Below are 21,932 nucleotides of genomic sequence, written 5' to 3' on the forward strand. Positions count from 1 at the left end.
TCTGGTGAGGTTAAAGTTTAAACAACCTTTTCCAGCAATCAATAACCGCCTGCCGCTCGTTGTCTAAATCATGTTGCACCAGTTTATTCTGCCCCTGTAACGCCAGCGAGTGGCTTTCGCAACGGAGAATCTGATAAGCATTTATTAGGTTCTGAGTATCCACTTCACTCATTAGCTGTAGTTGCTCGGCAACCGTCAAAATCCGTATGTTATCGCTGTATTGGCACAACGTCTCATGCTGATGGGAATGTGCCAACACCAGATACTGAGTAATGAACTCAATATCGGCAATACCGCCCGGATCCTGTTTTAAATCAAAGCCTTCGCCCTCCGAAGCAAGATGCTCGCGCATTTTTTTACGCATTGTTAAAACATCTTCTCTGAGTTGTTCCTTATCGCGCTGACGACACAACATCGCCTGACGAATGTCTTCCAGTTGTGCACACAACTGGGCGTTACCATAAACACAACGCGCTCTGACCAAAGCCTGTAGTTCCCAGGTCCAGGCATCTTCGCGTAAATAGCGAATGAACGACTCTACCCGGGAAACCAGCAGCCCCGACTGTCCGGAGGGTCGTAACCTTAGGTCAACCTCGTATAAAACCCCGGCAACTGTTCGGGTAGTAAATAAATGCAGCACCCGCTGCGCCAGCCGCAAATAAAACTGCTGCACGCCAATGGGCTTATCACCATCGGTCTTGCCGCTGTAATCGGCATCAGTGAGAAATACCAGGTCAAGATCTGAACCATAACCCAGCTCCAGGCCGCCGAGCTTGCCGTAGGCAAGAACCGCAAAGCCGCTATTATCCAGAGTCCGGCCCGGCGGATGACCATGCTTTTTAGTGAGCTGGCTCCAGGCCATACTAACGACCTCGGCGATCACAGCCTGCGCCAGGTAGCTCAGATGATCACTCACTTTCATAAGCTCCAGCGCACCGCTGATATCGGCGGCGGCGATTTTAAGTTGTAAGGCTTGTTTTGCCTGGCGGAGCGCGTCCATCTGACGTTCCATATCCTGCTCAGGGATACGCACCAAATAATCTCGTAACAACGCAGGATATTGCTCCACGTCAGCTAGTTCATAAAGCTGCTGAGGATCAATTAATTCATCCAGCAATACCGGATGCGCTGCCAGCTGCCGTGATATCCACGGGCTTGCCGCGCACAGCTTACAAAGCTGCTCCCGGGCCCCAATATTTTCGGCCAGCAAATCAAGGTAGGCGGTACGACTCATAATCGCTCTTACGACGCTCAATACCCGATCCAGTAATTCAACAGGATGCTGCTGTTTTAATATTTGCCTAAGTAACAAAGGCATCAGGCGGGCAAGAGCTGAACGCCCCCGGGGCCCTGAACTTCGTTTGCGGGCTTCACTGCGAAAGCTTTTTATTTGTTGCCATAACTGTTCGCTGTCTGCATCGGTTTCCGTGGCCAGTATTTCTAAAGCTGCATCATCCTCCAGCATATCCTGCCAAAGCACCTGCAAACCCTGTTCTTCCTCATCATCTTCTGACTGACTGCCGATAACCTGCTCAAATTCGTTATGAATACGTGTCATCACATCGGCGATTTCATCGTTTAACTGTGACCAGTCTTTATAGCCCAGTAAATAGCACAGTTGCTGTTGCGCCAGCGCTTCACCAGGTAGTGTCTGGGTCTGCTCGTCATTTAGCTGTTGTAAGCGGTGCTCGATTACTCGCAGGAATTCATAATCCTTAATCAGTTCGGCCACCGTTTCGGAGGGCAAAAGTTCTAATTCTTCTGCTTCTTCAAATGCCCGGTAAAGAGACTGTGTCTGTAACACCTTTTGCTGGCCACCGCGGATGAGCTGGTGAGTCTGAGCGATAAATTCAACCTCACGAATACCTCCGGCGCCTAGCTTAATGTTGTGTTTAAGGCCCTGTCGCCGGGTTTCCTGGGTTATTAGCAATTTCATTTTGCGTAACGACTCAATCGAACTAAAGTCGATGTAACGACGATAAACGAAAGGTCTGATCATGCGGTAAAATTCAGCAGCAATAGTCTCCTGCGAATTGATTACCCGCGCCTTGACCATCGCATAACGTTCCCAGTCCCGTCCCTGTTCCTGGTAATAATGTTCCAGAGCCGTCATACTTGCCACCAGCGGACCCGAGCTGCCAAAGGGCCGCAGCCGCATATCCACACGAAATACCTGGCCATCTGCCGTTTGTTCATCCAGTGCCGCAATTAATGCCTGAGCAAGTTTTGTGTAATAAACACTGTTTTCAACTGAGCGCCGGCCACCGCTGGTTTCGCCCTGGTGCGGGTAAAAAAAGATGAGATCGATATCTGAAGAAAAGTTAAGCTCCCGGCCACCCAGTTTTCCCATCCCCAGTACCACCAGTGGCTGTTCATCACCGCTTTCTGATAACGCTTTACCATAGCGTTCGCTGAAAGATTCCGTCAGCCATTCCAGCGCTGAGGTAATACAGGCATCGGCAAGTTCCGAGTAATGGCGCAGCGAATCAGCAAGGCTCAAACTGCCCTTGATTTCCTGCCACAGCAAAGCAGCCATGGTTGCATGCCTGAACTGCCGCAACTGGCGTTTTACATCTCGTTCATTAGTGCAGTCTGACAAGCGTTGAGACAGGGTATCGCGATAATTTTCGGCCGCTACCGGCTCGCGGTAGGCAGTTAGCAATAAATCACCATAACGTTCCAGAGTGCGGGCAAAAAACTCGCTACAGGCTACCAGTTTTCGACAGTCGGCCAGCTCTTCGTGGCTTAGCCCGGACTGCTCAACACGCTCCCAGGCAGCAGTTGAATTGTCTTTTAATACTGGCGGTAGTTCGCGCTGTAAAAAGTCCGGCATAAGTTACACCTGCCAATAGGGTTCACGTTTTAGCGCCGCTTTGCGTGAGTACTCCAGCGCCGTTAACAGCGATTCGCGTTGCATATTTTGCCAGTCGATCAGTTTTTCATCACTGATATCGTCATTGTTTTTTACTATTTCGTGTAAAATATGCAGCGCGGTAATTTCGCGGATACCTCTAGCCAAATCCTGCCAGGGAGAACGAAAGGTGTCGCGCACGGTGGCATCAAAAAGCTGCCCGAAACAGGTACCCAGCATGAGGCTATGTTGCAATTTAGGTAATAATTTCAGGTAGCGCTCTTCGCTGATCTGCTCCGCTTCAGCAAATTCCTGCTGAACCTCACGCCAGTCCTCGCGCAACAAGGTTGTCGCCCAAGTTTCACAGGGTTGTTGCATTGACTCGGTAGCAGGCCGGTCAATAAGTAAGCGCGATAAATTCAGTAATAACAACTGATACTTAGCTGAGCGCACAAGCTTTTTTAACTGTTTAAGCTGCACTACTTGTTGTTGTTGGTCTTCCAGCGCTGCGTACAGGTTAGTTTCGTGCTTTAAGGCACGATGATAGGCACCATCCTCGGCTGTTAGTTCGGCTAATCCTTCAAATCGTTTTAACCAGGTGAGATGACGTTGAACCTCATTGATTTGCTCAATCAGGTCGCCTGTGTCTACGGTCATCTGCTGCAGTTGCTCCAGCACCGCTTTGCACAAATACACCCCGTCGGCCATGCCTTGCGCTGCTCTGACGTTGGCGTGCTGATCAAGGCAGCTTTCGTTATGCTGCCAGTGCCGTAGCCCATACTCCAGCGAGCGATAAAGCGCTTCTGCGAGGCTGTGTTCAGGCTTTATATTGACAAAGTGAGTTTGCACAAAAGGCTCTAATACGCTTCGGCCCGCCAGTAAGTAGCCTCGCGCCGCTTTACTCAAAGACCCCATGCGGGCATTTAGACGATTCACCAGCTGCTCGCCGAGGCGATAAATATCATCCAGTTCTCCGCCCTGCAGCTCCAATTCAATTTCGGCAATCGTCTGTTGCTGTTCAGCCACTTTAACTGCGCCCAGATCCAGTACCATTTCAATTTGACCGGAACCACTGCTTAGAACCCATTGATGGCGACTGAAGTCGGTGATAAAAAGTTGCTTTAAATCACGCTGAATATCATACACCGGGAAATCATCCGGCCAGATGTCCTCATCAAACAGAGTTAAATCCGGGTTCATCTCTGCCACCGGGACATTATATTCCGGCCGTTCGTGCATCCCGCCCAGTACTCGCCCTGACAGTTTTATCGTTTGTTCAAGCTGATCGCCCGAGCGTCTGATACGCAGACCCATGTCAAACTGCCGTAAACGTAAATCGCTGGTATCAAAGTAGGCGTTTTCAAGCTCCAGTTGTTGGTAATTTTTCAGTTGCTCCGCATTTTCAGCCAACTCCCGGCAAACCTGCAAAGCGTTTTCACGCTGCTCTGGGTCAATAGCCAGCTTAAGTTCTAATTCCCGGGACTCTTGATTTGACATAGAACGGCTTCCAACAACGATGAATGAGTCATTAAAGGTAGCCATTTGCTTGCTTAGGGTCAACACAAAGGCTACCTTAAGTAGCAGCGGCGGTTGCCTTGACAGAACATGTTAAAAAAAGCACCGTTGCCAGGAAAATAGACTGTACGTGCGCTAAAAGTTAATTATACTGGCGCCCGATTCCCATCCTTAGGGAAGCATGCCGACGTTCGGCTTAGCTTTGAAGGAGATGCAATGTTTAAAGCGAGTGAGGTGCTATCTAAACAGCATCAGGCTGAGGACTTAAGATCCTTACAGCAAGCAGTAACCGACAATTATATTGTCGATGAAGACGCCTATATGCGCGAGTTATTACCCCTGGTGCCCTCCGATGAGGATAGTATTAAGACAGTAACTGACCGGGCGGCGAAGCTCGTCGAGCAAGTCCGTTCAGAAGCCGATAACGGCGTAGTTGATTCGTTTTTACAAGAATACAGCCTGGACACTAAAGAAGGTATTATCCTGATGTGTCTGGCAGAGGCCTTGTTGCGGATCCCCGACGCTTATACCGCTGATGCCCTGATACAGGACAAACTGTCTGGCGGCGACTGGCAAAAGCACATGGGACAAAGTGCCTCCTGGCTTGTCAATTCAGGTAGTTGGGGCTTAGCGCTGACCAATAGCGTGGTAAATCCGACCGGCCAGGCGATGGAAACACCGCGCGGTACTTTTCGGCGTCTGACTCGTCGTCTTGGCAGCCCGGTGATCCGCAAAGCAACCTACACTGCCATGCAGATTATGGGTAAGCAATTTGTGCTTGGGCGAACCATCGACGAAGCATTGAAAGAAAGCCGGGACAACCGCGACAAAGGCTATACGCATGCCTACGATATGCTGGGCGAAGCCGCACTGACCCGCGAAGACGCAGCTTATTACAAAGAACAATACGTTAATTCCATTAAAACCATCACCCGCGAAGACTTTAATAATCCGGATGCCCCCAGACCGACTATTTCAATAAAATTATCGGCGCTGCATCCCCGTTACGAGACATCCAATCACGAGCGGGTACTGACGGAATTAGCCACGACCCTTACTGAGCTGGTGAAACTGGCAAAAGAAGCCGATGTCGGAGTGACCATCGATGCCGAAGAAGCTGATCGTCACGAGTTGTCGCTGGAACTGTTCGAAAAAGTCTACCGTAGCGGTGTCTGCAAGGGCTGGCCACGCTTCGGTATGGTGGTGCAGGCCTACTCGAAACGCGCACTGCCGACGTTGTGCTGGCTATCAGCATTAGCCAAAGAATGCGGCGACGAGATCCCGGTGCGGTTGGTAAAAGGAGCCTACTGGGATAATGAAATTAAGTGGAGCCAGGAAAACGGTATTACCGGCTACCCGGTATTCACCCGTAAGGCCCACAGTGATATTTCCTATCTGGCATGCGCCCGATATTTGCTGAGTGATGACACTGACGGACAAATATATCCGCAGTTCGCTACTCACAATGCCCAGACTATTGTTGCAATTCAGCATATGAATGAGGTGGCTAAACGTCGCATCGAATACCAGCGTCTGCATGGTATGGGCGACAGCCTTTATGACACCCTGATGAACCAAGAGCCCGGAATGGTGGTGCGCATATACGCCCCGGTTGGCCCACACCGTGACTTATTACCCTATTTGGTAAGGCGGTTGCTGGAGAACGGTGCCAATTCGTCTTTTGTTCATAAGCTGTTGGATGCTGAAACACCGGTTATGGAACTGGTCGCTCACCCGATGAAAACCGCTTCGGGGCATGAGAAGTATGCCAACGATAAGATTCCTCTTCCCCCTCAAATGTACGGGGATCGCACAAATTCTTTAGGATTGAATATGAATATTCACTCACAAGCTGATGACTTTATTGCTGCTGTACAACAGTATCGTGACAAACAATGGCAGGGTGGTCCAATTGTTGACGGAAAAACCGTTGAAACCGACCATCATGTCAGTATTACCAGCCCTCAGGAAACTTCCAAGCAGGTTGGTAGCATTTACTGGGGCGACAAAAAGCTGGCTGAACAAGCGCTGGAAAGTGCTAACAAAGCCTACCGCTCGTGGCGCAAAGTACCCACTGAAGAAAGGGCAAAATGTCTGGAAAAGTTTGCTGATTTGATGGAAGCAAATCGCAATGAGTTAATCGCACTGTGCTCGATGGAAGCCGGTAAAGGCTTACAGGACGGCGTTGATGAGGTGCGCGAAGCAGTAGACTTTTGTCGCTATTACGCTAACCAGGCGCGCAAAATTATGGGCTCTCCGCTGCAGCTGCCTGGACCTACCGGTGAGGATAACGAGTTATTCGTTGAAGGCCGTGGTACCTTTATCTGTATCAGCCCGTGGAACTTCCCACTGGCTATTTTTGTCGGTCAGGTTGCTGCGGCGCTGGTTACCGGCAACTCTGTTATTGCCAAGCCTGCTGAGCAAACCGGTCTAATCGCATACCATGCTGTACAGCTGGCCCTTGAGGCCGGTATACCGGGTAATGTACTGCACTTTATGCCGGGCAGTGGCGCGGAAGTGGGCAGCTACTTAACGTCACAAGAAGATATCGGGGGCGTGTGTTTTACCGGCTCAACCTATACGGCACAGGCCATTAACCGCGCCTTAGCTGCACGTACCGGTCCTATTGTACCTCTGGTCGCGGAAACCGGTGGTCAAAACGCTATGATGGTTGATTCAACGGCATTACCTGAACAGGTCGTTACGGACGTTGTTGCCAGCGCCTTCCAAAGCGCCGGACAGCGCTGTTCAGCGTTGCGCGTTTTATTTGTTCAGGAAGATGTTGCCGACCGGGTGATCGATCTTCTTCGCGGAGCAATGGAAGAGCTAACCGTTGGAGACCCTCTTCTGCATGAAACCGATGTGGGTCCGGTTATCGATGGTATAGCAAAGACAAACCTCGAACAGCACATTTCTGATATCCAGCAGGCAGGCCGTTTAATTGCCCGTACTCCTTTACCGGAATACGCTATGGGCGGAACTTTTGTTGCCCCAACGGCCATCGAAATTGACAGTATCAGTCAGTTGGTTAAAGAAAACTTCGGGCCGATTTTACACGTCATCCGCTTCAGCACCGACAATATCGATGAGGTTATTGACAGCATCAACGCAACAGGCTTTGGTTTGACCTTTGGTATTCACAGCCGCAACGAAACCTTTGCTCATGATGTTGCCAGTCGTATTGATGTTGGTAATGTTTACATTAACCGTAACCAAATTGGTGCCATCGTCGGCGTGCAGCCATTTGGTGGCCGGGGCATGTCAGGCACCGGGCCAAAAGCCGGTGGACCTCACTATCTGACCCGCTTTATTACCGAAAAAACACGCAGTGACAATATTACTGCGGTTGGTGGTAACGCTACCCTGTTGTCTCTGGACGATTAAGTCAGCGGCCAACAGTAGCAAAAAGGAGCGCCGAGGCGCTCCTTTTTTTATTCCTGCGGCAACTGTTTCGGCTATTCGTCCCGTTGGTCTACTACCTTAATATCGGTTTTTTGGAGTCGCTCAGACAACTGTTCATCAAAAACAAAATACACTTCATGCAACCGGTCCTGTTCCGTAAATTGCAGTGCGGCTATATCATCCTCATAGCGAATTAATGTGGGAGGCTCGTCCAGATGATAATGCTTCGGGGGTAAAATAAAGCGTTTTTCAACCAGTTCAGAGCCATCCCAGGTCGCAGCCAGCTGCAACGGCCGGAACTTAACAATAATCACTGCCATCAGCAGCATAGTTGTCAGTGCGCCAACAGCTATTATCCACAGTGGCACGACACCACCAATATAAATGGCCATCCAAATAGCCAAAAAAAAGCCGCCCCAACCCTGCGGACGGCGACTATCACGATAAAACTCTACCCGCTCAGAATTGTTCTGGGTCATGTAAATATAAGCTCTCGCTGCCATCTTTGATTACCGCGAGCAAAGAGTGTGTGCGCGGTAAAACACGTGAAAAATAAAATTTAGCGGTTTTAACTTTTGCGGCCAGGTAAGGTTTCTGCGCTTGTTTTTCTTGCGCAACCACTGCCATTCGGAGCCACAAATAGCCAAACGCAATATATCCAATTAGATGCAAATATTCCACTGCAACACTGCTGACCAAGTTTTCATCGGCAGCCGCTTTTTCTACCAGCTCCTTACTCACACCGTTTAAGGATTTTACCGCATCTTTCAATTGTGTCAGCTCTTTGCGCCAGCTTTTGTTACCACTCAGACTTTCTATAAAGGACTCAATTTCGTCGCTAAAGGGCTGCAGCAAATCGCCGCCGGAGCCAACCACTTTGCGACCCAAAAGGTCCAATGCCTGAATACCGTTGGTGCCTTCGTATATTTGCGCAATACGCACGTCGCGGACCAGCTGCTCCTGACCCCACTCGCGAACATAGCCGTGTCCGCCCAGCACCTGTTGCCCGTGAACGGTAGATTCCAGGCCAGTATCTGTTAAAAAGGCTTTTGCTACCGGTGTTAATAAAGCCACCATAGCGTCCGCCCGCTGGCGCTGTTGCTTGTCGTCAGTATATTTAGCTCTGTCCAGCTGTTGTCCGACCCAGCTGGAAAATGCCCGGCCACCTTCAGTTAAAGCTTTCATGGTTAACAGCATTCGCCGCACGTCACCATGCACCAGAATAGAATCAGCCTCGGCGTTTTGTTGTTGCGAAGCTTTTGCCCCACGCCCCTGAATACGTTCTTTTGCGTACGTTAGTGCCGTTTGATACGAGCGTTCTGCTGCCCCCAGACCTTGTATACCCACGCCTAGTCGTTCATAGTTCATCATAGTGAACATCGCTGCCAGCCCGCGGTGCGGCTCACCTACCAGCCAACCCGTTGCACCATCAAAATTCATTACGCAGGTGGCTGAACCATGGATGCCCATTTTATGCTCAACAGAGCCACAGCTGAGTGCATTTGGCTGCCCTAACCCGGCGTTTTCATCGGGTACTATTTTTGGCACCAAAAACATCGATATACCCTTTGTTCCGGGCGGTGCATCAGGCAATTTTGCCAGCACCAGGTGAACAATGTTATCGGCCAGATCATGCTCGCCACCGGTGATAAATATTTTAGTTCCGGTTACTGCGTAGCTGCCATCACCGTTGCTAACAGCTTTTGATTTAATGATACCTAAGTCAGTACCCGCGTGAGGCTCGGTAAGACACATAGTGCCGGTCCATTCACCAGCCGCCATTTTTGGAAGATAAAGGTTTTTCATCGCCTCAGTACCGTGCAGATCAATGGCCATGATGGCTCCGGAGGTAAGGCCCGGGTAAAGTGAAAAGGCAATGTCAGCGCTGCTTAACATCTCTTCATACTGAGCAGACAACGATTTTGGCAAGCCCATGCCACCAAAGTCAGGATTCGCTGTTACGCCAACCCAGCCACCTTCGGCCAGCTTACGGAAATTTTCTTTATAGTTTGGGGGAGTTGTCACAACACCGTTATTGAAGCTGACACCGGCTTCGTCGGCCTGGCGTGCCTGAGGGGCAATTAAATTTTCAGAGACCTTCGCGGCTTCATCGAGGATAGCCGATGCGGTATCAATATCCATCATATCGGCTAATTGTTCCGCCTGCTGCCAGTCTTCAGCAACATTCAATACGTCATGCAAGACGAAATCCATATCATCGCGCGGTGCTTTGTAATCGGCCATGGTCAACCTCTTTCTTAAACGGTTAATTCAAACGGGTGTTTGATTCTCCAGCCTAGATTAAGAATTTCGCTACTGGCTGTCAATGGCTATCGTACGGTTATTATCCGCCCCAGTCCTGCAAAGCCTCGACACTAAAGACTTTACCTTTTAACGATAAAATCACCTGCTGCGGCTCGATCCGCTCAACCACCAGATCGCTAAAGTTATCGCCAATAAATAAACGCTGCCGATTAAATTCAATCCAACGTTCGCCCGGCTCGGAAACATACATGTGACTGTCATAACTAAATTCGGGTATTTGCTGAAGGAAGGCGCTGTCCAGCTCATTAAGCGGCGGTACCACTGACAAGCTTTGTGCTGTTTTTGTGGCAGGGTCACTTTGTTTCACTGCTTGTTCAAACTTTGCCAGTAACTCAGTTGAAACGGCACTCATATCCAGCGGCTCTCTGCCAGCGGGCTCTGTAGTCTCGTTTTCCCGGTTCACTGTCTCAGGCACTCTGTTGTCGGCTGCCACAGGCTGTTCTGAGCCTGGCCAGCTAATGTTCTCTATGTTCTCGTCTTGTCCCCACTGGTAGCCAGCTGAGTCCGCCGAGTAGCTTGCTTCAGAGACTGGCTCTGCTGTGGGCACGGAAATCAGTTTTCGCACAACTAAGCCCAGCGCAATCAGACACAATAGCGCAAGCAGGATAATCATGAGTGTGGCAACCCCGGATTTTGGCCTGCCGCGGTCCATTAACCGCGGTTCCAGCGGGCTTGAATCATTCAGCAGCGGCGACTGTTGTTGTTTTAGTGCCTTTAAAAGCGACGACATTTCTTATTCCTGTACGCTAAAGAGAATTAATGCGTGGGCCAGAATCATAAAATCTGGCGCTAAGCCAAGCCAGCGTAGCGGCATCCAGTTTACCGCTAACTGGCAATCCTGCCTGACGCTGCAGTGCAATATATTGCTGCCGGGCCGACAAACCTGTGGCATCATCAGGCAAGTACTGCTGCAACTGCTGCTGCACCCATTGCTGTTGCTCCTCGCCGGTCAGCTGTTCCATGGCAAAAGGCTGTTGGTAAAGTAGTAACAATTCACCGTTCCACTGGCGCGTGTCAACAGGCCGCTCACCAGCCATAAGCGTTGCGTTACCATCGTCATGAAACAGCAACGCGGGATAGTTAATGCTCTGTACCTGGGCTACGCTTAACGGCTGCTGCAGGCAGGCCAGCCGGTAGCTTTTAACCCATTCACAGAACGGTTGTTGGTGCGGAGGTTTCGGCAACTGCCATAACTGTGCCAATTGCTGAGCTTGCTGATAAGCGTCTGTTTGAACCGGCTCCGGCACAGGCTCAGTTGCCGGCAGCTGCTGCGGCCCATACAGCCAAAAGGTAGCAATGGCTAACAGCAGGTTCAGCAGTGCCAATAGCCAGAGCGCCATGCGGCGATAGGGCCGCGCAGCAGGCGATTTATCAGTACCCTGCAGTTCCAGTTCAGCTTGTTTGATGTGTTTTGGCTGAACCTGGCCTGCATTATCGGTATAGGCTGCTAATAGCGCCCGATCACAAATTAAATTCAGTAGTCGCGGCACACCTCCGGTTAACTTGTGTGCTACTACACTGGCGGCCTGACTGAACAACGGCCGGTTTGCACCAGCAATTTGCAACCGATAAGCGATGTACCGTTGAGTATCAGCCTCGGTTAACGGCAAAATGTGATAACGTGCCGTTATGCGTTGCGACAACTGCCGTAATTCACGTCGCCGCAGCAGCTCCTGCAGTTCCGGCTGGCCAATTAGAATAACGCGTAATAGTTTGCTCTGATCGGTTTCAAGATTAGTTAACAGCCGCAACTGTTCCAGCACCTGGGGTTTTAAATGCTGGGCTTCATCAATCAGCACAACACATTGTTGCTGCTGCCGATGCGCATTGAGTAAAAACTGGCTTAGCTTGTCCGTTAATACTTTGCGGGTCGCCGAGCGCTTCTGATAACGAATACCAAATTCATCGCATAAGCTTGCCAGTAACTCGTCTTCGTTGAGCATCGGGTTTAAGATAAAGGCCGTCAGTGTGGTTTCCGGCAACTGCTCTAACAATGCCCGTGAAACCGTGGTTTTACCAGTACCGACTTCACCGGTTAATAGAATAAACCCGCCGCTACCCTGCAGCCCCTGAGTTAGGTGGGCAAGAGCCTCCTGGTGTCGTTCGCTCAGATACAAATAGTGAGGATCGGGAGCAATAGAAAACGGCTGTTCCTGTAATCCGAAAAAGTTTTCATACATAGGGTTAGGCTTTCTTTTTTCGCTCTAGTGTAACGAGTCACTTGCACCTAGGCCAGTGATTCGACAAGATCAGTAAAAAACAACAGGAGCTGTAGATGCAAACCTATCTGGTCGGTGGCGCCGTACGAGACAAACTGCTGGGTTTTGAACCGCACGAGCGCGACTGGGTTGTCGTCGGTGCAACCCCAGGACACATGCAGGAGCAAGGCTTCCAGCAAGTTGGTAAAGACTTTCCTGTGTTTCTACACCCGGACACCGGAGAAGAATATGCCTTAGCACGTACCGAACGCAAGTCAGGTAGTGGCTATAAGGGCTTCGACGTTCACTTTGATCCTTCCGTAACATTAGCTGATGACTTAATTCGCCGCGACCTGACCATCAATGCAATAGCAGAGGATGAAGAGGGCCATTTAATCGACCCTTTTGATGGTCGTCGTGACATCCAGCAGCGTGTTTTGCGCCATGTGTCGGAGGCGTTTACCGAAGACCCGCTGCGAGTGCTTCGTATTGCCCGCTTTTGGGCTCGCTTTCACTGTTTAGGCTTCTCAATCGCCGAGCAGACAAAAGAATTGCTGCAACAGATGGTCACCTCAGGTGAACTCAGGCATTTGACCCCCGAGCGTGTCTGGAAAGAATGGGAGAAATCGCTAACAACTCCCGAACCGCATAAATTTCTTGAACTACTGAACCAATTAAACGCCACTGAGGATGTGTTACCGCAGCTTAAGGTCAGCCAGCAGCAGCTGACCTTACTGGCAAAAATGTCCCGCGCCAGCGACGATACTGAATTACGCTTTGCCAGCGTTTTTATTGGCCAGCCCGATGACTTTAATTTGTCGGTTTTTTGTCAGCGCCTGGCCATTCCAAATCGTTACCGGCATGCGGCAGAGCTGGCTTTTCAGTATCAGCTTTTACTCAGTAAAGCAAAGCTTAGCAGTAGCGAGTATTTCGACTTACTGCAGGCGATAGACTACTGGCGGCGCCCGCACCGACTGACTCAATTTTTAACTTTACGCTTTACACTGTTTCTAGCGCCTGAAAAAGGCTTTATTGAGGCTGTGAAAACGGCGGCAGCTGAGGCAGCCAGCGTTGGTGCAAGCGAAATTGTTGCTAAGGGTTTCAGTGGTAAGGCTATCGGGGCGGAGTTAGCCCGTCAGCGCCGGCAGGTTTTCGAGCAGAAACTGGCAGCCAGTTAGAAAGGCAACCAGCGTTCGTCAGCCAGCGGTGCAAGCTGCTGTTGTTTATCATAATCGCGCCATAAATCGGCAAAGCTCTTATTCAGTAGCGGGTGTCGGCGGCTTGGCGCAATTTCGGCCAACGGCCACAGGACAAACGCATTTTCGGTGATTTCTGCCCGCGGTAATTGCGGACAGCGAGCCGATACCAGGTCGTCGTACAGCAACATATCGATGTCCAGCGAACGCGGACTGTACTTTGGACTGTGCTCACTGCGGCCATTTTGTTGTTCGATGTGTTTGCACACCGAAAACACCTCAGACACTGACTTTGTTGAGGTAACCTCGACCACCAGGTTGTAAAAGGGTTTACCGGCAAATCCGACCGCCCGGCTCTCAAAAACACGCGAGCGTTTTTGCCAGGTAAAGTTTTCGGCCAGAGCTATCAGCCCACTTAAAATGTGCTGTTCACGGTCAATATTTGAGCCAATGCCCAAAAATATCTGAGCCATAGCTTACCCGAACGGGCTTTCTATTTGCCGGCGATTAATCGTAACCGCGACATTCGCGGCTGCGGGAATGGCTCCGGGTTTGCTCACTTTTACCTGCACCGAGCTGACCATAAACTCCCGCATAACCAGCTGAGCAATGCCCTCGGCTACGGTTTCTATCAGTTGCCGCGGTTGGCTTTGTACCCAGTCACTTACCGCCGCGCTGACTCTCGCATAGTCAAGCGCCTGCTTGATATCATCGCTTTGTGCCGGCGCCTGGTTATCCCAGGCCATCTGCAAATCAACAGTCAGCCTTTGTTGTTGCTGCTGTTCCCAGTCGTAGACACCTATAATGGTGTCGATATTCAAGCCTTCTATACTGATAATATCGAAATCTACTGGAGTCATTGCCAACCTTCATTGGTATTCAGTGAGAAAAGCGCTTATTCTAGTAGCGCTAACATCTTTGCAGTCTACAACAAAGCCCAAGAGAATCGTACCCTATGACCGCACTGACATTGCTCATGATTTTGACTGGCTATCTATTGGGCTCGATTAGCAGTGCCGTGCTGGTTTGTAAACTCTGGCGGCTGCCGGATCCGCGCCACAGCGGCTCGGGTAATCCGGGGGCAACCAATGTTTACCGCCTGGGTGGCAAAGTGCCTGCCTTTGTTACCCTGAGCCTGGATGTATTAAAAGGAATGGTGCCTGTCTGGGGTTCATATTTCCTTGGACTGGAACCCTTTTTTCTGGGCCTGGTTGCCGTTGCCGCCTGTCTTGGCCATATCTTTCCGCTGTATTTTAATTTTCGCGGTGGCAAGGCTGTAGCAACCGCCTTAGGCGCCATGTTCCCGGTCGCCTGGGAAATGGCATTGCTGTTGATTGCAACCTGGCTGGTGGTATTTCGCGTCAGCCGCATATCGTCGTTGGCAGCTTTAATTACGGTAAGCCTGGCGCCTTTTTATGCTTTTTGGATAAAACCCCAATACACCGTGCCGGTCATCATGATTTCTGTCCTGATATTCTGGCGCCACCAGGCCAATATTGCGCGACTTAGCAGCGGCAGCGAGTCATCCTTCCGCCATCGGCGCTAATTCAGTAATCGGCCAACGCGGAAAGGTCTTAATGCTCAGTGATTGCCGTTCTCCGGCTTGCAGCCTTAAAGCACCCGCCAGTGCGATCATCGCCCCGTTATCAGTACAAAACTCAGTTCGGGGGTAGAAAACCTCACCCTTAAGTTGCTGCATTAGCGCCGCTAACTTTTGGCGTAAATGTTGGTTAGCGCTTACCCCGCCTGCAATCACCAGGCGCTTGTAGCCAGTCTGCTGCAGGGCACGCTTGCATTTAATCAGCAAAGTATCTACCACGGCATCTTCAAAACAGCGGGCAATATCTGCCAATGTCTGTTGGTCAGTCGGGCTGCTCGCTAACGTATTAGCGGCAAAGGTTTTCAGGCCACTGAAAGAGAAGTCCAGCCCGGGCCGATCCGTCATTGGCCGTGGAAATTTAAATCTCTCGCTACGGCCCTCAGTAGCCAGTGCCGCCAGTCGTGGCCCGCCGGGATAATCCAGTCCCATTAATTTTGCCGTTTTATCAAAAGCTTCGCCAGCAGCATCGTCAACGGACTCGCCCAGCAACTGGTAGTCACCAATACCTTTTACCTGCACCAGCTGAGTGTGACCACCGGAAACTAACAAGGCAACAAAGGGAAACGCCGGCTGTTGTTCTTCCAGCATGGGTGCCAATAGGTGTCCTTCCATATGGTGTACGCCTACCGCAGGTAAGTTCCAGCCGAATGCCAGACTGCGGCCAATACAACTGCCGACTAATAACGCACCAACTAAGCCCGGCCCTACGGTGTAAGCGACTCCGTCAAGCTGCTCAGCCGTCATATTGGCTTCGGTAAAGGCCTGCTCAATCAAAGGTAAAGTTTTGCGAACATGGTCGCGGGAGGCCAGTTCTGGTACCACACCGCCATAATCCGCATGTAATTTAACCTGTGAATAGAGCTGATGCGCCAATAAGCCAGTATCCGTATCGTAGATTGCAATACCGGTCTCATCACAGGAGGTTTCAATTCCTAATACTCGCATAATCTGATTAATGCCTTTTGCTGCTGTTGCTGGACTGAATTTGCCAATAAACCTAATCAAACATCAGTTTACCGTATTTTTTATCGTCAAGCTGCTGAACTTGTGGCACTTTAATCATTAATTTTACCTGGCAAAGGAACCCCCATGAAAATGATCTCGGTTAAACCACTGCTGCTGGCTGCGGCAGTCGCACTAGCACTAAGCGGCTGTCAGTCGCCCGCACATCAGAGCAGCACAGACTTCAGTTACCAACAAGCCTCCGTCAGCGAACTGCAGCAAGCAATGAGCGATGGAGAGCTGAGTGCCGAGCAGCTGGTCAGTTACTATTTGCAACGCATTGAGCAACATAACACCAAGGGTGCTGAGCTACGGGCAGTCATTACCGTTAACGAACAGGCGCTGGCAACAGCCAGGCAATTAGACACCGAGCGAGCAGAGGGCATAATCCGCGGACCGCTGCATGGCATTCCGGTGCTATTAAAAGACAATATTGACACCGCTGAAGGAATGCCAAACACGGCCGGCTCAGTGCTCTTTGCCAATAATTTACCTGCTGATGACGCTTTTGTTGTTAACGAGCTAAGACAGGAAGGCGCAATTATTCTGGGTAAGGCCAACCTCAGTGAGTGGGCTAATTTTCGTTCTACCCGATCCAGTTCTGGCTGGAGCGGACTCGGTGGCCAGGCGGTTAATCCTTATGATCCTACCCGCACTACTTGCGGTTCAAGTGCCGGCTCAGCAGTGGCCGTTGCGGCTGACTTTTCCACTCTTTCCGTAGGCACTGAGACGGACGGCTCGCTGGTGTGTCCGGCAGCGATTAATGGCATTGTTACCATTAAGCCTACCCTGGGTCTAATTAGCCGTGATGGTATTATCCCTATTGCTCACAGCCAGGATACAGCAGGGCCAATGGCACGCACCGTTACCGGCGCGACCTTAATGTTACAGGCGATGGCCGAATATGATCCCACTGATCCGGCGGCTTACCAGCCCGATGTGGCTTTTGCCGAACACCTCAAGGGGGATGGCTTACAGAATAAGCGTATCGGTGTAGTTCGCAATTTGACCGGTTATAACGAGCTACTTGACCAGCAGTTTGAACAGCAACTTGATGTTTTGCGTGAGCAAGGCGCTGAAGTCATTGACGTGACCATGGAGACCTACGGCGATTACGGGGCTGACGAATTTACCGTGTTACTTTATGAATTTAATACAGATATGAAAAAATATCTTGCCACCTCTTCGCTGCCCTACAAAGACCTGAGTGATATGATTGAGGCCAACGAGCAGGTCGCAGAACAGGAACTTATTTATTTTGGTCAGGAACTGTTCGAAATGGCAGCAGCTAAAACAGAGCAGGATAAAGAGGACTATCTGCAGGCTCTAAAAGACAGCAAGCGCCTTGCCGGCAAAGAAGGCATTGACGCCATGTTGCAGCAACATGATCTTGATTTACTGGTTGCCCCAACAACTGCGCCAGCCTGGAAAATTGATCGGGTGAGTGGTGATAATTATTCAGGCTCTGCCAGCTCACCGGCTGCTGTTGCAGGCTACCCGCATATCACTGTGCCGATGGGCTATATACAAATTGGTGATGAACCGGCTTTACCTGTTGGACTGAGCTTTTTTAGTACAGCCAGGGCTGAACCCGTGCTTATTGAAGCGGCGTTTGCTTACGAGCAGGCAACCCAGCATCGCCGGGCTCCGGTTATTGACTAATTTGTAACTGACTTAACGATAAGGTCTGAGAGTGCAACGCCCGGCCATCGACATCCTGTAGCGACAGTCGAAGGTCTGGCGTTTCACTCCAGATAACTTCTATTTGACCGTAGCGAGCCTGAGTTATTGCAGGCCCCTGCCGGTATTCAGACGGATAGGGCTCGGTGTCATCTGACTCAATACTACCGGCTGTTATCTGCCAAAGCGGATAAGGCAGCACATCGGTAACTTTCGACAACTCACCAAAGCCTCTGTCGCCGACGGCTAACAGCAGACCATTTGGCTTAGTTTCAGTCAGCAACTCGACTAGCCGTTGCTGTGCTTTTGGGTACATTGACCAACTATCGTAACCATTCTGCGGAGCAAAAAACGGCGTCGCACTCATAATAATCCGCACTTCTGCAGGTTGCTCCAGCTCAGCAGCGAGCCATTGCCACTGTTCTTCGCCCAGTAGTTGCCCACCGGGATTGCTCAGGTAAGGACCCTGTTTATGGTCAAATTTACGCATTTGACGTTCAAACCAGCCCACCCGCGGCAGCGGATCACGGTTCCAGCGACCATCAAGAACGATAATCTGAACCCGTTGTGGCGCCGAGCCTAAAACAATTGCTTTAGCAATCCCGTGCTGTTGAAACATGCGGCTTGAAGTAGCTGGCTCCCGCCAAAAGGTCAGGTAATGATTGCGCACTGCATATTTTAATGGGTTATTAGCGCCGGTCTTACCATCGATGCGATAATCCTTTAAGTTCCAGACCGAAAGCACTGCTGATTGGCGGCGCAGAACTTTTGGTGCGCGAAAGCGGTTAAAGACATCGTAAGCATCAAGCAGGTCGTCCATATCCCCGGCATTAACATCCAACGCATTCCCCAAAAATACAAAAGCTTCAGGGTCGGCATGGGTCAACGCATCAAAGGCCAATTGCCGCTCGCTGTGATCAAAGCAGCAACCAAAAGCTACCCGTGTAGACTGCTGTGCATTCGCATAACTGCCGCACAGCAGCGTCAGACTAAGCAGCAGCCAGCCCTTTATTACCAGCATCAGAAGTCCTCTTTAGTAACCGCGACGCGGCGCGCTTCGTCCATTTCGATTTCGCCCTTGGCAAGTAACTTCTTCAAGGCCTGATCCAGCGTCTGCATGCCCCGCTCGCCGCCGGTCTGGATCGCCGAATACATTTGTGCGACTTTATCTTCACGAATTAGATTTTTAATGGCTGAATTACTTAACATAATTTCGTGGGCCGCAATCCGGCCCCCTCCGACTCGTTTCAGTAACGACTGCGAAATAACTGCTCGCAGCGACTCTGATAACATAGAGCGCACCATAGGTTTATCATCACCGGGAAATACGTCAATGATCCTATCGATGGTTTTCGGTGCCGAAGTAGTGTGCAGTGTTCCCAGCACTAAGTGTCCCGTTTCTGCTGCAGTCATGGCCAGCCGGATGGTTTCCAGGTCACGCATTTCGCCAACCAGAATAACATCCGGATCTTCCCGTAATGCCGAGCGCAGCGCAGCTTCGAATGAGCGTGTATCCCGATGAACTTCGCGCTGACTTATCAGGCTTTTTTTATTGCTATGAACAAATTCAATCGGATCTTCTATGGTCAGGATATGCTGCGCTCTTGACTGATTAATGTGATCCAGCATCGCAGCCAGGGTAGTCGATTTACCGGATCCGGTAGGGCCTGTCACCAAAACCAGGCCGCGGGGCGCGTTGACAATATCCTTAAAAATATCCGGTGCATTAAGATCGTCCAGCGTCATTACTTCGTTTGGAATCATGCGAAAAGCGGCGGCCATGCCTTTACGCTGGGTAAACACATTAACCCGAAAGCGAGCAACGTCTTCTATGGTAAAAGAGAAGTCGGTTTCAAAGCGCCTTTCAAATTCTTCTCTTTGCGGCTCAGCCATTATCTCGTAAAGCATTTCCTTAAGTTCGTCGGCCTTGTGAGCCGGTTGATTTAGTGGCCTGATATCACCATCCACTCTTATCATCGGAACGCTGCCCGCAGAAAGATGTAAATCGGAGGCAGATTGTTTCATACTAAAGGCGAGTAAATCAGTAACATTCATAGCTAACGCTCGGTGAGTTGAGGATACTTAATGTGACTAAGGTAGCAGACAACAGTGCTGAAAACATAGTAGAAAAACTGGCGCAAATACGTCAACAGCTTGAACAACTGGCTGCTGAATCGTCCCACACGGAACAGGTTACGCTGGTGGCAGTCAGCAAACGGCATCCAGCCAGCGCTATCCAGGCGGCAGTGCAAGCGGGACAGTATCACTTTGCCGAAAATTATGTCCAGGAGGGCGTCGCCAAAATTGAGCAGATCGATGACCCACGGCTCAGTTGGCATTTTATTGGTCCCCTGCAATCCAACAAAACCAAAGAGGTCGCAACGCACTTCAGCTGGGTACAAAGCGTTGAGCGGGAAAAAGTTGCTCGCCGGCTGGATCAGCAACGACCGTCGCGGTTGCCCCCTCTGAATATATTACTGCAGGTGAACATTGATGATGATGAGAACAAGTCGGGACTTTCTGCGGCTCAGGTAGAATCACTGGCTGCTTTCGTTGATAGTTGCGAGAAGCTTCGCTTAAGAGGATTAATGACCATTCTTAAAGCCGAAACAACAGCCGCGGAGCAACGCCAGAGCTTTATTAAGATGCGTGAGCTATATCAAAGTCTGCAGCATAAATTTGGGCCTTCCGTTGATACCTTGTCCATGGGAATGAGCGGAGATATGCGACAAGCTGTAGCAGAGGGTGCTAATATGGTACGTATTGGAACAGCAATTTTTGGACAACGGGAGTGATAATGAACGATATCCGTAACATTGCCTTTATCGGCGCAGGTAACATGACACAAAGTATCGTCGGCGGTATGTGTAAAAGTGGTTATCCGGCCGAAAGTGTCTGGGTAAGTAACCCCAGCACCGATAAACTCGACAAAATGAAAACGGAATTGGGCGTTAACACCAGTCAGGATAATATCGCTGTCGCCAGCCAGGCCGACGCTATCGTGCTGGCAGTAAAACCTCAACTTATGAGTGATGTCTGCGCCCATTTAAAGGAGCACGTAGAAAACCTTAACGACAAATTAATTATCACCATTGCCGCCGGTATTCGCATGACTAAATACCACCAGTATTTAGGTGACGACATTCGTATTATTCGGGTAATGCCTAATACACCCTCGTTAGTTGGACAAGGCATGTCCGGGCTGGTCACCGAGTCCCGGGTTGAGGACGCTGACAGGAACTTTGTTACTGAAGCGTTTAACGGCGTGGGCGAAACGCTCTGGGTTGAAGACGAAGATCAGCTGGACATTCTGGGCGCGGTCGCAGGCAGCGGCCCGGCTTACTTTTTCGAATTTATGGACAGCCTGGCTAAAGGAGCCATGGAGCTTGGCTTTGACCCCGACAAGGCCCGGGCGATGGTGCAGCAAACCTGTTTGGGTGCGGCACAGATGGCCAAAGAAAGCGAGCTGACACTGGAACAACTGCGCCAGCAGGTCACCAGTAAAGGCGGTTCCACGGCAAAGGGCGTCGAAGTCTATCAGCAAAAAAACTTACCGGAAATATCCGCCGAGGCAGTCAAAGCAGCTGTACGCCGTAATCAAGAAATGGCCAAACTGTTTTAGGAGCAGCAATGAATAATGCAATGACATTTTTGGTAGCGACGTTAATCGACTTATATCTTATCGTCGTGTTACTTCGCGTATGGATGCAGCTGGTAAAAGCTGATTATTACAACCCACTCAGTCAATTTGTCGTTAAGGCAACGCAGCCGGTAGTGGGTCCGCTGCGAAAAGTGCTGCCTATGGCCGGGCGTCTGGATACAGCCAGCGTTACTTTCGCGATTGCTTTGGGCATGATTAAAGTGATAGCCCTGTTGTGGATCAATAATTACGGGCTGGCGATATTGCCGGTAGTGGTTCAGGGAATATTAACCGCCATCAGCAGCTTATTATCGATGCTATTCTGGATTTTGATTATCCGTGCCATCCTCAGCTGGTTTTCGCAGGGCTATAACCCTATGGAAGCAATGCTTTACCAACTAACAGAGCCACTACTGGCGCCTGTCAGAAAGATTATTCCGCCCATTGGCGGACTGGATCTGTCGGTTCTGGTAGTTATCATTTTATTACAGTTTTTACGGGTGTTAATCGGAGTATAAGGAGT

At 50.4% G+C, this 21,932-nt stretch carries 18 protein-coding genes; 7 read left to right on the forward strand and 11 right to left on the reverse strand.

The genetic code is table 11. From position 1 onward, the window contains the following. Positions 1-10: 10 nt before the first annotated feature. Together glnE and LG288_RS08845 are read right to left on the reverse strand one after the other, a co-directional pair. Positions 11-2,833, reverse strand: coding sequence for a bifunctional [glutamate--ammonia ligase]-adenylyl-L-tyrosine phosphorylase/[glutamate--ammonia-ligase] adenylyltransferase (gene glnE / locus LG288_RS08840; protein WP_404399834.1), 2,823 nt, complete (start codon positions 2,831-2,833; stop codon positions 11-13). A gap of 3 nt (positions 2,834-2,836) precedes the next feature. Further along, entirely contained in the window at positions 2,837-4,348 is a 1,512-nt protein-coding gene (locus LG288_RS08845; protein ID WP_404399835.1) for an inorganic triphosphatase, read from the reverse strand. Between the two features lie 234 nt (positions 4,349-4,582). On the opposite strand from LG288_RS08845, the gene putA reads away from it, so the two are divergent. Then, positions 4,583-7,750, forward strand: a complete 3,168-nt coding sequence (gene putA, locus LG288_RS08850; protein ID WP_404399836.1) for a bifunctional proline dehydrogenase/L-glutamate gamma-semialdehyde dehydrogenase PutA — start codon at positions 4,583-4,585, stop codon at positions 7,748-7,750. Positions 7,751-7,821: 71 nt separating this feature from the next. On the opposite strand, the gene LG288_RS08855 is transcribed toward putA, so the two are convergent. From LG288_RS08855 to LG288_RS08870, 4 genes are all read right to left on the reverse strand, one after another. Further along, positions 7,822-8,247 carry a hypothetical protein gene (locus LG288_RS08855; protein ID WP_404399837.1) on the reverse strand — a complete coding sequence of 142 codons (426 nt, stop codon included), beginning with the start codon at positions 8,245-8,247 and terminating at the stop codon, positions 7,822-7,824. Further along, positions 8,228-10,012: an acyl-CoA dehydrogenase C-terminal domain-containing protein gene (locus tag LG288_RS08860; RefSeq protein WP_404399838.1), complete on the reverse strand. Its 1,785-nt coding sequence runs from the start codon at positions 10,010-10,012 to the stop codon at positions 8,228-8,230. Before LG288_RS08860 ends, LG288_RS08855 begins: the two co-directional genes overlap by 20 nt. A gap of 100 nt (positions 10,013-10,112) precedes the next feature. After that, positions 10,113-10,823 (reverse strand): general secretion pathway protein GspB, encoded by a 711-nt coding sequence (locus tag LG288_RS08865; RefSeq protein WP_404399839.1) that lies wholly within the window; start codon positions 10,821-10,823, stop codon positions 10,113-10,115. 16 nt (positions 10,824-10,839) lie between these two features. Beyond that, the gene (locus LG288_RS08870) at positions 10,840-12,273 is read right to left on the reverse strand and encodes an ExeA family protein (RefSeq protein ID WP_404399840.1); all 1,434 of its coding nucleotides are present in this window, start codon (positions 12,271-12,273) and stop codon (positions 10,840-10,842) included. A gap of 95 nt (positions 12,274-12,368) precedes the next feature. Between LG288_RS08870 and LG288_RS08875 the strand changes: the two genes are divergently transcribed. Next, complete coding sequence (locus LG288_RS08875; RefSeq protein ID WP_404399841.1) at positions 12,369-13,469, forward strand: multifunctional CCA tRNA nucleotidyl transferase/2'3'-cyclic phosphodiesterase/2'nucleotidase/phosphatase; 1,101 nt, start codon at positions 12,369-12,371, stop codon at positions 13,467-13,469. Here LG288_RS08875 and folK read toward each other — a convergent pair. Beyond that, the gene (gene folK, locus LG288_RS08880; protein WP_404399842.1) at positions 13,466-13,960 is read right to left on the reverse strand and encodes a 2-amino-4-hydroxy-6-hydroxymethyldihydropteridine diphosphokinase; all 495 of its coding nucleotides are present in this window, start codon (positions 13,958-13,960) and stop codon (positions 13,466-13,468) included. The genes LG288_RS08875 and folK overlap by 4 nt on opposite strands. 3 nt (positions 13,961-13,963) lie before the next feature. After that, positions 13,964-14,347 carry a dihydroneopterin aldolase gene (gene folB, locus LG288_RS08885; protein ID WP_404399843.1) on the reverse strand — a complete coding sequence of 128 codons (384 nt, stop codon included), beginning with the start codon at positions 14,345-14,347 and terminating at the stop codon, positions 13,964-13,966. 95 nt (positions 14,348-14,442) lie between these two features. Between folB and plsY the strand changes: the two genes are divergently transcribed. Next, entirely contained in the window at positions 14,443-15,033 is a 591-nt protein-coding gene (gene plsY / locus LG288_RS08890) for a glycerol-3-phosphate 1-O-acyltransferase PlsY (protein ID WP_404399844.1), read from the forward strand. Here the strand turns inward: plsY and tsaD are convergent. Next, positions 15,010-16,032: a tRNA (adenosine(37)-N6)-threonylcarbamoyltransferase complex transferase subunit TsaD gene (tsaD, locus tag LG288_RS08895; RefSeq protein WP_404399845.1), complete on the reverse strand. Its 1,023-nt coding sequence runs from the start codon at positions 16,030-16,032 to the stop codon at positions 15,010-15,012. The two genes, plsY and tsaD, sit on opposite strands and share 24 nt — an antisense overlap. Before the next feature lie 144 nt (positions 16,033-16,176). On the opposite strand from tsaD, the gene LG288_RS08900 reads away from it, so the two are divergent. Then, complete coding sequence (locus LG288_RS08900; protein WP_404399846.1) at positions 16,177-17,751, forward strand: amidase; 1,575 nt, start codon at positions 16,177-16,179, stop codon at positions 17,749-17,751. On the opposite strand, the gene LG288_RS08905 is transcribed toward LG288_RS08900, so the two are convergent. Further along, complete coding sequence (locus LG288_RS08905; RefSeq protein WP_404399847.1) at positions 17,741-18,790, reverse strand: alkaline phosphatase D family protein; 1,050 nt, start codon at positions 18,788-18,790, stop codon at positions 17,741-17,743. The genes LG288_RS08900 and LG288_RS08905 overlap by 11 nt on opposite strands. Further along, positions 18,790-19,824 carry a type IV pilus twitching motility protein PilT gene (locus LG288_RS08910; protein WP_404399848.1) on the reverse strand — a complete coding sequence of 345 codons (1,035 nt, stop codon included), beginning with the start codon at positions 19,822-19,824 and terminating at the stop codon, positions 18,790-18,792. The genes LG288_RS08905 and LG288_RS08910 overlap by 1 nt, the downstream gene beginning before the upstream one ends. 32 nt (positions 19,825-19,856) lie before the next feature. Between LG288_RS08910 and LG288_RS08915 the strand changes: the two genes are divergently transcribed. Genes LG288_RS08915 through LG288_RS08925 form a run of 3 tightly spaced genes read left to right on the forward strand, consistent with a single transcriptional unit; the run spans position 19,857 to position 21,927 of the window. Then, positions 19,857-20,564 (forward strand): YggS family pyridoxal phosphate-dependent enzyme, encoded by a 708-nt coding sequence (locus tag LG288_RS08915; RefSeq protein ID WP_404399849.1) that lies wholly within the window; start codon positions 19,857-19,859, stop codon positions 20,562-20,564. 2 nt (positions 20,565-20,566) lie between these two features. Continuing rightward, positions 20,567-21,391 carry a pyrroline-5-carboxylate reductase gene (gene proC, locus LG288_RS08920; protein ID WP_404399850.1) on the forward strand — a complete coding sequence of 275 codons (825 nt, stop codon included), beginning with the start codon at positions 20,567-20,569 and terminating at the stop codon, positions 21,389-21,391. A gap of 8 nt (positions 21,392-21,399) precedes the next feature. Further along, a complete protein-coding gene (locus LG288_RS08925; RefSeq protein ID WP_404399851.1) occupies positions 21,400-21,927 on the forward strand; it encodes a YggT family protein in 528 nt (175 codons plus the stop codon). Positions 21,928-21,932 lie beyond the last annotated feature (5 nt).

The organism is Idiomarina seosinensis (genome assembly GCF_044797955.1).
GTDB classification, from domain to species: Bacteria; Pseudomonadota; Gammaproteobacteria; order Enterobacterales; family Alteromonadaceae; genus Idiomarina; species Idiomarina seosinensis_A.